12 protein-coding genes are annotated in these 12239 nt (G+C 48.6%); 4 read left to right on the forward strand and 8 right to left on the reverse strand.

Annotation, left to right across the window (positions count from 1 at the left end; all coding sequences use genetic code 11):
- Window positions 1–5: 5 nt before the first annotated feature.
- Entirely contained in the window at window positions 6–584 is a 579-nt protein-coding gene (locus JNJ77_17985) for a response regulator (protein ID MBL8824483.1), read from the reverse strand.
- A 570-nt stretch (window positions 585–1154) separates the two neighbouring features.
- Between JNJ77_17985 and JNJ77_17990 the strand changes: the two genes are divergently transcribed.
- Window positions 1155–1766 carry a Uma2 family endonuclease gene (locus JNJ77_17990; protein MBL8824484.1) on the forward strand — a complete coding sequence of 204 codons (612 nt, stop codon included), beginning with the start codon at window positions 1155–1157 and terminating at the stop codon, window positions 1764–1766.
- Here the strand turns inward: JNJ77_17990 and JNJ77_17995 are convergent.
- On the reverse strand, window positions 1763–2338 hold the full coding sequence (locus JNJ77_17995; protein MBL8824485.1) for a thioredoxin family protein: 576 nt from the start codon (window positions 2336–2338) through the stop codon (window positions 1763–1765). The genes JNJ77_17990 and JNJ77_17995 overlap by 4 nt on opposite strands.
- Before the next feature lie 2 nt (window positions 2339–2340).
- On the reverse strand, window positions 2341–3507 hold the full coding sequence (locus JNJ77_18000) for an aminotransferase class I/II-fold pyridoxal phosphate-dependent enzyme (GenBank protein MBL8824486.1): 1167 nt from the start codon (window positions 3505–3507) through the stop codon (window positions 2341–2343).
- A gap of 79 nt (window positions 3508–3586) precedes the next feature.
- On the opposite strand from JNJ77_18000, the gene JNJ77_18005 reads away from it, so the two are divergent.
- Genes JNJ77_18005 through cyaB form a run of 3 tightly spaced genes read left to right on the forward strand, consistent with a single transcriptional unit; the run spans window position 3587 to window position 6095 of the window.
- Window positions 3587–4819: a VCBS repeat-containing protein gene (locus JNJ77_18005; protein ID MBL8824487.1), complete on the forward strand. Its 1233-nt coding sequence runs from the start codon at window positions 3587–3589 to the stop codon at window positions 4817–4819.
- A 53-nt stretch (window positions 4820–4872) separates the two neighbouring features.
- Window positions 4873–5550 (forward strand): metal-dependent transcriptional regulator, encoded by a 678-nt coding sequence (locus tag JNJ77_18010; protein ID MBL8824488.1) that lies wholly within the window; start codon window positions 4873–4875, stop codon window positions 5548–5550.
- A gap of 17 nt (window positions 5551–5567) precedes the next feature.
- Window positions 5568–6095, forward strand: coding sequence for a class IV adenylate cyclase (gene cyaB, locus JNJ77_18015; GenBank protein ID MBL8824489.1), 528 nt, complete (start codon window positions 5568–5570; stop codon window positions 6093–6095).
- Between the two features lie 2 nt (window positions 6096–6097).
- On the opposite strand, the gene rnpA is transcribed toward cyaB, so the two are convergent.
- Genes rnpA through thiO form a run of 5 tightly spaced genes read right to left on the reverse strand, consistent with a single transcriptional unit; the run spans window position 6098 to window position 12168 of the window.
- Window positions 6098–6469, reverse strand: coding sequence for a ribonuclease P protein component (rnpA, locus tag JNJ77_18020; GenBank protein ID MBL8824490.1), 372 nt, complete (start codon window positions 6467–6469; stop codon window positions 6098–6100).
- Window positions 6470–6486: 17 nt separating this feature from the next.
- On the reverse strand, window positions 6487–7401 hold the full coding sequence (locus JNJ77_18025) for a J domain-containing protein (GenBank protein ID MBL8824491.1): 915 nt from the start codon (window positions 7399–7401) through the stop codon (window positions 6487–6489).
- 38 nt (window positions 7402–7439) lie between these two features.
- Window positions 7440–9224 (reverse strand): 50S ribosome-binding GTPase, encoded by a 1785-nt coding sequence (locus tag JNJ77_18030; protein MBL8824492.1) that lies wholly within the window; start codon window positions 9222–9224, stop codon window positions 7440–7442.
- Window positions 9221–11005: a GTPase domain-containing protein gene (locus JNJ77_18035; protein ID MBL8824493.1), complete on the reverse strand. Its 1785-nt coding sequence runs from the start codon at window positions 11003–11005 to the stop codon at window positions 9221–9223. The genes JNJ77_18030 and JNJ77_18035 overlap by 4 nt, the downstream gene beginning before the upstream one ends.
- Window positions 11002–12168, reverse strand: coding sequence for a glycine oxidase ThiO (gene thiO, locus JNJ77_18040; GenBank protein MBL8824494.1), 1167 nt, complete (start codon window positions 12166–12168; stop codon window positions 11002–11004). The genes JNJ77_18035 and thiO overlap by 4 nt, the downstream gene beginning before the upstream one ends.
- Window positions 12169–12239: the final 71 nt, after the last annotated feature.

Below are 12239 nucleotides of genomic sequence, written 5' to 3' on the forward strand. Positions count from 1 at the left end.
ACCACTTACAGGTTGGCCCGTTTCTCGTCGACGATGCCCTGGATGTGCTTGCCGAGCAGAGCGACATCGAATGGTTTCTTGAAGGCGTCGTTGAAACCCTGGGTCTTCAGGCTGTCAGGATTGGCTTCATCTTCGAGAGCCAATGCCAGGATCAGTGTTTCTTCGTAGGCAGCATTGCGACGCAGGTTCTGGGCAATCTGAATGCCTTCGCTGCGGCCCATGGCCAGATCGATGATAATGGTGTCAGGGTGGAAGCTTTCGGCCTGGATTCCTGCTTCGAAACCACTGTTCGCCACTTCGAATTTGAACTCTTCCTCTTCGGAGAGGTGGTTCTTCATTTTGTCAATAAAGGCTTTCTCAGCACCAATGATGAGGATCTTGTGCCAGCCTTCTTCTTCGAGTTCACCCAAAGGCATGCCATGCTCTTTGAGGAACCGTATGAGGTTTTCGCGTGGAATGCGACGATCCTGGCTGCCTGGAATACGGTAGCCACGGAGCCGACCGGAGTCGAACCACTTGGAAACGGTGCGTGGGGCCACCTTGCAAATCTTGGCCACTTGCCCCGTGGTAAAGACCTTGCGCATTGTCTACACCTCGTGTTCGCTTGGGTTCTGCTCGAGCCTGTCTGGCTGGTGCGGGTACCACATCAGACCGCTCGTCCCGGGAAGGTTCAGCCTGATCGAAGCCTATGCGGGAACAAGACTTCGGGCGAGAAACCACTCTCAGGAGGCACCCGTGCACCGCTGCCCAGGTCAGGCAGAAACAGCGCAGGTAGGGCGCTTCGCTAGTTTTTTCGTCCAAACTCCCTGTCGACGATGAGAGAAAAACACTCAACTTGACGGCTTTCTCTGGTTTGCCTTCCTTGGCAGGAGTAACAAACCCGCTTGTCTTACCGGTCAGTTGACTTCAGGCAGTCTTACTGCTTGTTCGTGTTCTTCTCATCACACAGCGCAGGGCGTTGTTTGATGGTTTCATCATCGAACCACATGACACCGGTTCTTGAGGCAGCAACCGTTCTGAGGGGCACACTTATTGCAAGAGCAGTACCAACTGTACCGGCTGTGACGGCAGAGAAGGGCAGCAGCGAGAATGCAGCCGGTATCTTGCTTTGTTGACCAAGATTTGGTGGAATAGTTCAAGAGCAAGGAGTTGTTATGTCAGCTGCACTTAAACGCAGCTTAACACCAGATGAATACTTGGTCATCGAAAGAGCTGCTAAGTTCAAAAGTGAGTTCTATCATGGCGAGATGTTTGCCATGGCAGGGCCACGATATTCGCACAATAGAGTTCTTGCTAATTTGATCTTTCGAATCAGTGCTTGTCTTCAAGGTTCTGCCTGCTTTGTCTTGCCGAATGATATGAGAGTCAAATCTATCAGGAACAACTCCTATTTTTATCCCGATGTTATCATCGTTTGCGGTAAGCCTCAATTTGAAGACAATGTTTTCGATACGCTACTCAATCCCAAAGTGATCATTGAGGTATTGTCTGAATCCACAGAACGCTTTGATCGAGGTGATAAGTTTGAAGAATACAGCAACATGAGTTCATTAGAGGAATATGTCCTGGTATCACAAGACAGAATGCAAATTCAACGATTCACTCGCCAGGCAGAAGATCATTGGGATATGCGCATTTTCAAGGATGAATCAGGAGAATTCAGTTTGCAGAAGGTGAAAGTTGCCATTCCCATGAAAGATATTTATGCAGGCATTGAGTTCGGCCAGGGCGAATCGCACAGTGTAGACTTATCAATACCCCGCTAACGTCTCTTGTATCGTACCATGCAACCTCGTGCCAGCGTTTCAGTCTTGGCCGGAGCCTTGCCAGATTGAACTGCTGCAAGAGCATCTTCCAGGAATCGTTCCTTTACCTTATCTGGATCATCTTTGTCATCCATGGCACCCATGTAAACGATTTTGCGTTCACTGTTGAGTAGAAAGAATTCCGGAGTGTAGGTTGCACCATAGGCTTTTGCGACTTTCTGTGTTTCATCATGTAAATAAGTAAAGTTATACCCTCGATCAGTCGCCCGCTTCTTCATGGCATCAAGGTTGTCATCCTTAATGAGATTCGGGTTGATAGCAATAACTGCAAGTTGTTCCTTATGCTTCTCTGCAAATGCCTTGATGCGATCTTCATAATCCCTTGCACACGGGCAGCTGTTACAGGTAAAGACAATGACAAGGTATGGCTTGTCTTTCCAATCTACGAGGAAATGTTTCTTGCCATCTATTCCCGGCAAAGCGTCCCAGGCAGGAGCTTTATCGCCAATGTTCAGCACTTCGTTATATTTGCCGCCGAATGTCAGCAACAAGGAAATAAGCAGGACTTGCATTGTCAATTCTCCAAACCATGTCGAAACGCATCAGTTAACTCATTCCAGGGTTCAATACCCACGGACAATCTGACCAGACCTTCCGCGATACCCTGCCGTTCCCGTTCTTCCGGAGCGAGATAGCGATGCGATGTGCTGGCTGGATGACTACAGGTGGTAGCATAATCACCCAGTGAGGGGCAGAATTTCAGTGCTGGCGAGCGACGGAAGAAATCGTTGACCGCAGATCGACCCCCTTTTAATTCGAAGCAGAGCATATTGCCATAGTAACCACCCAAAAGCTGCTTGGCGATTTCATGGTCAGGATGCTCAGGCAAACCTGGGTAAATCACTTTACTGATGCTCGATTGATCCTGTAGAAAACGAGCAAGCCTGTTGGCATTCTCGCACGATGCTTCGACTCGAAGCTTCAAGGTTGGCAAGCCACGCAAGGATAGCCAGCAGGGAAATGGGTCGCCCATCCATCCCCAGATGCTGCGAACCTGCCGAAGTCGTGGTAGTTTTTCGCTTTGGCGAACAGCAATAGCACCTAAAGTGATATCGGAATGCCCACCAATCATCTTGGTCAAGCTTTCAATCACATAATCAGCGCCAAGCTCTATGGGTCTACAAAGCACCGGAGTGGCAAAAGTATTATCTACCAGCAGGGTTGCATCATGCTGATGGCAAAATTGTGCCAGGCTCGATAAATTCGCAATAGTTAACAATGGATTGGAAATCGTTTCTACCACAACCAGACAGGGAGAATGATCTACTCGTTGCTGCAACGCTTCGGCAACAGCAGAAAGGTCATTGGTATCTACTCCAGTAACTGAAACCTGAAAGCGAGTCAGTTCCTGAAGGAATAGCTGCGTGGTTCGTCCGTAGAGAAAATGACTTGCAAGTACCTGGCTGTCATGTGTCAGTGTTGCCATGGCGACTGCTGCGATAGCTGCCATTCCGTTGGTGCAAACGACGGAACCCGCGGCATTTTCCAATCGAGTGAGTTCTGATTCCAGTTGTACTGCATTGGGATGATTATCTCGGGCATAGATAAATCCGCCCTGTTGGCCTGTGCTGATTTCTTCTAATGCATCCAGGTCGGGCAGAGCATAAACAGATGATGGAATAAAAGCTGGTGCAAGGGGAGAACTGGGGCCAAAGGTTGGCTGGCCGAAAGCTGGTTGCATAAATCAATCTCATCTTGAGAATCAACTTGTCCGTATTCTATCAATGCCGTGTTGATTGACTTCCTGTTAGCAGGTAATCATGAAAGCGTTCAAGATAGTTCCATTACTGATTCTCAGTTGCAGCCTGACGCCATCACTTTGGGGCCAGGAACCAATACAGTTTCGCTCTCAGGAGATAGATCGCAGCCTGAAGGTAGGCTACTCCGTGGTTATTGCTGATGTGAACCATGACAAAAAGCCAGATATCGTGGTAGCAGATGCACAAAGGGTAATCTGGTTTGAGAATCCCACTTGGAAACTGCATACGATTATTCAAGGGCAAACCAAGCCCGATAATGTGAGTATTGCTGCCCACGATATTGATGGTGACGGGCTTATTGATTTCGCATTGGCTGCTGACTGGAAGCCGTTCAACACCAAATCAGGGGGGACGCTGCAATGGCTACAACGTGGGAAGACTCTGGATGAACCGTGGAAAATGCATCTGATAGCGGATGATATTCCCACAATTCATCGGATACGCTTTGCCAGGCTAAGTGGGCAGCTAAACCATGACTTGATGGTGATTCCATTAATGGGGCGTGGTTCTTCAGCAGCGAATAACTGGAGCGAACAACCTGTTGAGATTCTGTCATACTCCATTCCGAAAAAACCTGCAAACGAGCGTTGGAATTCAACGGTATACGATCGGTCTCTTCATGTCATTCATAATTTCGATGTTGCTGACCTAACAGGCTATGGCAATAACAGACTCCTTACAGCAAGCTACGAAGGTGTTACACTTTTCGATCATGAAAAGCTGACAGGTTCTGGCAACTCGATCAAATCGGTTCGCATTGGTGAAGGCAATCAATCTCAGCCTGGCAAAAATCGTGGAGCAAGCGAAATCAGATTGGGACGATTGAAAGACAAGGAGCCTGTTATTGCCACCATCGAACCCTGGCATGGCAACCAGGTCGTCGTTTACCAGTCTGCAGGTACAGACCTCAGTAAACCATGGAAGAGGTATGTAATCGATAAGGACCTCAAATGGGGACACGCCCTCGCCTGGGCAGATTTCGACGGTGATGGAGAAGATGAACTGATCACAGGCATCCGTGACACGTTGAATGCCCAATTCCCTTGTGGAGTGAGACTTTATAAACGGGGTAAGAACCAGTGGACTATGAAACAAGTGGGACCTGGATCAGTAGCTGTGGAGGATCTGACCGTGGCAGATCTCAATGGAGATGGTAAGCCAGATATCGTTGCTGTCGGGCGGGCGACGGGTAACGTGGTCATTTACTGGAATGAAACAGGCACTCGCAAATGAAGAGAAGAACCATACTTTCATAAAGTAGAAACCAGCGTTCAGGGATGTAAAACATGGAGGAAGTTTCAACACCTCCGTCAAAAGCTGTGCAGGACTACCTCAAGACCCTCCATCGATTAGGAGGGGCAGAGCGGTTGGTATCTCCAGTTGACATCGCAGTCCGCCTAGATGTCAGAGCGCCTTCAGTAACAGGAATGCTGAAGCGATTGTCGGAACTAGGTTACATTCAATACGAATCGGGAAAGGGAGCAAGGCTAACTGCTTTTGGAACGATTGAAGCCAGGCGGGTTATTCGTCGACATCGATTAGTGGAATTATTTCTGCACCAGGTGTTAAAACTTGATTGGAGCGAAATCGACGCAGAAGCTGAGGCGCTGGAACATGCCATCTCGCCTCGCTTGGAACAAGCCTTGGCACATTATCTGGGTGAGCCTGTTGAGGATCCACACGGTCATCCTATCCCCAGCCGCGATGGACAGATCACTTGTCGCAGTCTGCTGCCCATTTCTACCTTTCAACCTGGTGATAAAATGGTTGTGCGAGAGGTCCCGGATGAACATCCCGATCGTCTTCGCCGCTGGCAGGAACTGGGTCTGCTACCGGGCGCTCAAGCACTTATGGTAAGTCATCAACCATTAGATGATCTCTATGAGCTGAAAATAGGAAGTAAGGTGGTTCTTTTGGGGCGTGAAGGGCTCACAGGCATCATGGCGGAGCGGGTTAAAGAATAATTATGCTTGAAGTTGAAATGAAATTTCCTGTTGTTGATCCTGCAGAAACAAAAATGCAATTGAAGCAATTGGGCTTTCATGCAGACAGAACTGAACACGAAGTAGATCGATATTACAATGCGCCAGACCGCGACTTTGTCCAGACTGATGAAGCCTTGCGCATTCGCCAGATCGGTGAAAATGGTTATTTGACTTATAAAGGACCCAAGCGAGGCTCGCAAGGGAAAGTGAGAAAAGAGCATGAAGTTGAACTGACAACAGGTTCAGCAGCCAGGATGCATCAGATTTTGCTCGATCTGCGATATATCCCATCCATTGAAGTGCGAAAGAATAGAACGCGTTATTTTCATACAGTACAAAAAGATGTCACCATATCCTGGGATGAAGTCGAGGGTTTGGGCACATTTATTGAACTGGAGTTGCTGGTGCCCGAAAGTGACAAAGCTGAAGCATTAACGTGCATTCAGTCACTGGCGCAATCGCTAGGTCTAGAACGAGAAGAACGGCGTGCTTACCTTGAGTTGAAACTGAAACAGTCACCATAGTTTTATTCAGCAGGCATGCAGTTAATCTTATGCTTCATTCTCTCAGCTAGTTGGAGAAAATCGTCGCTTATTCTTTGATAACTAAATTGATGATTGCTGTGAAGCAGCACTACCAGATCCATGGCATGGATGGTTGATTTGTGTCTGCGAAAGACTTCTCTCAACCAGCGCCTGATGCGATTGCGTCGCACGGCATTGCCCCATCGCTTGCTGATGACACGCCCAAGCCTGGGATGTCCGAGAGAATTAGCTAGTCCATATAGAACAAGATACTTGCCTCGCACTTTGTTCCCTTTTTTCAGCACACTTTCAATTTCATGCGATTTTCGAAGTCGATCGGCAGGACGAAAGCTTTGGTCAGGTTTCTGTTCCATGTCGATGTCGCTGTTGGTTAAACGGTTTTCCAGCCAAGGTTTGATCGAGGCGAAAGAGGTTCTTCCCTGGCGAAATCTTCGAGAAGTTGTTTGCCTTTGGCTCCAATACTTTTAGGAATCATGATTTTGATTTCGCAATATTGATCGCCCTTACCCTGGCTTCCTGCCAATCCCATGCCTCGAATGCGAAGCCGTTGACCGCTCGAGGTGCCTGCAGGAACGGTAATGGTTACAGTACCATCGAGAGTCGGCACATCAACCTTACAGCCTAAACCTGCTTCGCTGATGGTGAGAGGAACATCAAGAATGATATTTTGTCCATCTCTTTTGAAGTAGGCATGGGGCTGAATGTGAACGATAACAAATAAATCGCCACCGTTTTCACCTTGTCCACGCACTCGCAACTTTTTTCCATCGGGAAAGCCTGCAGGAATATCGACTTTCAATCGTCCCAGATCAACCGTTCCACCCTTGGCTGCTGTCAGAAAATCTACAGAAATCTCCTGTTCCACATCCTGAGGAACCTTGCGATTTCGCCCGCGTCCTTTTTTCCCAGTTGATTGCCCGGTCGTGCTGAAACCAGAAAAGCCTCCTCCACCCATCATCTGTTCGAAAATGCTCTGAAATGCGGAAGGATCAATGTTCTGATATTCCCCTGGTCCGCCACTGGTGCTCCAGCCACCACCCGGATAGCCTCCGCCAGTTCCCATCTGTTCAAAACCTGGACCAAATTGATCGTACTGTTCTTTTTTCTTCTTGTCGCTGAGCACATCGTAGGCTTGTTGAATCTCCTTGAAGCGCTCTGCTGCTGCCTTATCGCCCGGGTTGCGGTCTGGATGAAATTGCCGTGCCAGTTTACGATAAGCCGATTTGATATCGCCTTCTGATGCCGAACGAGAAACCCCGAGCGCGTCGTAATAATCTTTTGCCATTTGCAGAAACAATCCTCACTGAAGTTACTCATATTATTCTACTGCGCGTAAAGAATGGCGACTTGGGAAGTTAGTTCCTGCTGTCGAACCAGATTTCTGGTAACAGTCGTTTTTTCGAGCATTTTCTGCACTTGCTGACGTTCATCCTTAAGGAGAGTCGCCTGCTTTCGTGGTAGCCCACTGAGCGATGTCATGAAACGCTGCTCCAATTCATGCTCTAGCGATTCGCGACAATGGTGGGCCAGCCGTTTCCACGAAACAGGCACCAGGAATTGGTAAATGAAATAAAGCAGCAGCATCCCAAGAATTGTTGCGAGTAAGGGCATCAGGATCAAATCAGTAAAAGATACATACATCGTGCCAGCAATTTTGGCATAGAGTTGCCAGACAAACACCAGAATTAGTAACCCGAGGGGGATGAGGTGCCCCAGCCAGGTCCACCACGGTGCCATGCGCTTCCGCCATGATCCAGGGCCTGCTAATTCATTTTCAGCTTTAAGCAGTACTTTGTTCAACGTGTCAGAGTATGTTGCTTCAGTGATTCCTTTCAAATGTGCCTGAACTTCTTCAGCAAGCTGATGTACTGGCAATTGCAATTCATCTGCACGTGCAATCAGTCGATCAGTCAGAGCCTCTTTCCTTGCTGACAGGCTTTGTTGATAACTTTTCTGCACGCAGGATGCTGCGAAACCAGTCAGATCGCTGACCCCTGGTTCACTGGTGGAAGCAGGCAATTGTGGTAAACTCCCTTTCAGCCAACGCATTCGTCCAAGTTGAAGCAGGCTGACAAACGAACCCATCATGCCTTTGAATGGATGACTAAGGTAATCAGCATAACGCTGCTGAAGTTGCCTTTGGTGAGGGGCCATGCCCGCCAGAATCACATCGATCTGTTGGTTTACTTCCTGTTTTACTATTGTTTGCCACGCAGATTGCGTTGCCTGTGCAGATTGTTCAGCATCTGGTGGCACTGCTTTGCTTAACAAAGAATCGACTTGGACGAGAAGTTGTTCGATCCCTTTGGTGCGGATGGCTTCCATTTCACGTTGATTGAGTCCATTCTCCAGCCAGGCTCGGAGTGCCTGGAACTGTTCGCCTTCATGCAGAGTTTGTGTTGCATTCAGCCATTGCTGGGCACACACCCGAAAGAGTAATGGTTCTGAGAAACCCGCTGCGGATAAGTCCCGGAGCAAATCCTCGTCGGGACGCAATCCTGTGGAGTGTTCAGCGAGGCATCGATCCCATTTATTCAGCACAAAAGCAAAGGCTCGACGATCACGATGTTTCAGAAATAAATCCCAGCCAGCCTGGTCGTGGTACTTTTCTTGTGAACCAACATAAAGAATGATGTCAGCAGCAGGCAGCACTGCTTCCAATCGGTCTCGGTGCATGGTTTCATTGCTATCCAGATCAGGAGTATCTATTAGAATTTTATGTTCGAGCGAAGGCTGCTTATGCCTGATATGACGACAGTTCCGCAGTGATTCAGGCAAGCGTTTGTCATCAATTGATTCATGCAGGTAGACAATAGGTTCACGAGTAGTGGGCCTGGTAAATGCAGCTTCCGCAATGGTTCCTTGTGCCAGTGCATTCAAGAGTGTTGATTTGCCAACTCCGGTGCCACCCATCAGCATGATGATGAGTATCGGCCTGGTTTGAGCCAGTTCATTGGCTTGTCGTTTCAGATCTTTGGCAAGTTCTTTTCCATTGCTTAATTGCTCAGGTTTAACTTTCCATCGATGTGGACGTGAAATCCAGCGAGTCAGTTCTTCTTCTAGTTCACCCAGGTGTAGCGAAATAGTGTCAAAGGCAGATTGGCTCATGCCGCCTCCTGCCTGGCAAGAGTCTGCTGCAGAGAATGAATACTGGCAGGCAGTCTTGCAGTAATTGATTTTAACTCGGTCAGTTCAGGTACCAGTTTATATGGCCACTTCAACAGTTCAACAGTCAGAGGAGTTGTCAGGATTTCTTTAAATACCACGAGTTGTCGCGACCTTGCTTTTTCCCGCTCGGAATCGACATATTTTTTCCCTAGCGTTTCAGTTAATCCCTGGGTTAACGATGCCGCTAGGGGCAGCAGCAGTGGATAGAGGAGAAAATGAGTACCTGCAGTAAACACGACTCCGGCAACGCTGGCTGCTTCAACACTGAATTTAAGTCCGCGCAAGGTGTTTAATGCGGTAGGTTGCTTTCCCAATTCTTCATAGATAGCCCGTGCTGTTTTCTCAGTTTCAATCGATTGTTGCTGAATAAAGGACTGGATTTGCGAATTGAACTTCTCCATGAACTGAGATTCCCGCTGCCCTATGAATGCATTTCGCAAAGCCTGTAGCACAGGATTTCCCTGATCCTGTTGGATCACGTTCAAACGAAGTCGATCAAGCCAGCCCTGAAAAGTCGATTGCAGAATCTGCACTTCCTGGGGACCAGCCTCGGAAGGTTTCTGTATCCAGTTTTTGACCCAACGATACGGGCTTCGAAGGAAATGCATCATCTTGCTCAGGTATTGGCCTGCACCTGGCAATTCGAGCATCTCCATCAGTTTCAGCATGGCGATGTTGAAATGCGGAAACTGTTCGCCTGCCAGATATTCATTCTGGTAGCGATTCAGCATAGTCTGTTCACCCGTTTTTACCTGTTGCTCCCAGGCTTGAGCCACTTTCAGATCATGCTGCGCTGGTAATAACAGCCGTTCCTGAAACTGATCCAGAAACCGAACGGCACGGTGTACGCTATCCAACCTGGTTTTGTGGGGCTGCTTCAGCCACCATTGAACCGGTTCCAGAACGGATTTGCGATGAACGGAGCCAACTCCAGCCGGATCAAGTTGTTCAGAAGGCGTTAATGCAGGCATCGCCACCACATGGGTGATGCCGATACATTCAGGAATTTGGGCAATGACTTGTTCACGGAAGTGTTTGAGCAACGGATCGACCTGATTAGCCTGCATTTTTGTCAGGCATGCGATAACCGGTTTGCCGGTTTGCAGGATGTACTGCAAGTATTGTGTAGGCCAAGCATCATTATAGCGTTCATCCGATGCAACATAGACGACAAGATCAGCCAGCCCAATGGTTTCCACCAGACGAGTTTGATACTGATTGGCCTTCCATGTTGTCATATCCGGGCAGTCCCAGATGACAGCATGTTGCAACGGCTCAAGAGGCGAAGAATCAGGCAACGCTACTTCCCGAACTTGAAATACGTCTTCATCACGGTCGGAAGGGCAGGGACCTGCAATGGGTTGCAAAGGCCCAAGAATGCCGCTCGTTAATACTGACCCTACCGATGATTCTGCAGCAACCAATGCTACCGGATGTCGAGTAAAGCCTGCTTGTGGGTTGGATTCTGCTACAGAACGACCAATCAAAAAGTTGGCAATGGTACTTTTTCCTGTACCAGCTCCGCCTACTACTGCGATGTGCAAAGGGTGTGATGCTCTGCCATTCAGAAAGGGGGCAATCTGATTGCGCAACAGTGCTGCTGAAAGTCGTAATGGTATCACTGCGCTGTGAAGTTCTTCCCTTTGAGAAGCATAGCCTTCGAGCCAGGTCAGATCGGCTGCTAACTGATGCGCTGTATCTGCTGAAGTGTTAGGCGTCATTGGGCGTGTGCTATCCAGGGAATAGGCTGAGTTACTGGCCGATCAGGTCGATACGGAGTGATATCCTGAATGGATGGCTGACCAAGAAGCATATCACGCATCAAAATGCCAGTCATAATGGAAAGTTGCAGACCTGAACGAAAATGACCTGCTGCGACATAAAGGCCTTGGTAGCCGGGTACCTGTCCCAGATATGGTCTGCCATCAGTGCTACATGGCCGTAATCCAGCCCAATGATGTTCAATGTTGGCATGCGATAATGCTGGAATGGTTTGCGTTGCCAAAGAGTGTAATGCATGCCCGACATCATCCGTGGGTGTCTTGTCAAAGCCAACATCTTCTTCGCTTGCACCCACCAGAATTCGTCCATCCCCTCGCGGAACCAGGTATCGATGTCCCATGAGCAGGATGTGCCGCAGAATGGGTTGAGTTTGCTCATGCATTTGATTTGTATTGAGCAACACAATCTGCCCCTTAACCGGCTTGAGTGCAGGTTTCCATTGCAGCTCAGCCAGGATGCCCGTGGTCCATGTGCCAGCAGCAATGACAACCTTGTCCGCTGGAATCAGACCATTCGACGTTTGTACTCCTGTAATTCGTTCTTTATCCAACTTCATTGAAAGAGCAGGGGTGAATCTTTCGAAGTGCACTTGCCTGATTTCACAGGCTGCAACCAGTGCTTTCAAATGACGAGGATTGCGAATCTGAGCAACACCTGGAAAATAAACTGCACCGGGGAGGACGCCTGCAAGTTCAGGTTCCAGTTGATGGAGTTGCTTGTGCGAAAGAACTTCGCAGCTTAATCCCTCGCCTTTTTCAATCTGGGCGAGTTGCTGTAGCCTCTTCTTTTCCAATTCATCAGCATTGGAACGTAATTCGAGGCCGCCACACTGCCAATAGCCATTATCGATGCCTGTCAATTCAAGCAGTTCACGGGAAAAATCGGGAAAGAAGGAAACAGCCTGCGCTCTGAGTTTGCCCATGGCCGATTTGGCACGTCGGGGATTACCTGCCGGAAGAATTCCAGCTCCGGCCCACGATGCTTCCTGCCCCAGATCGCCCTTGTCGATCAACGTGACTTTTACCTGCTCTTTGGCCAATAGATATGCCAGAGTCAGGCCGATGACGCCGCCACCAACAATACAGACATCATTCACTTTCATGCAGATATTGTAATTGGATGCAGTGAAACAACGAGGAGGTACTCTACGATTCTCAGATAGAAACAAAAAAA

The sequence above is a fragment of the Planctomycetia bacterium genome (assembly GCA_016795155.1).
Classification (GTDB): domain Bacteria; phylum Planctomycetota; class Planctomycetia; order Gemmatales; family HRBIN36; genus JAEUIE01.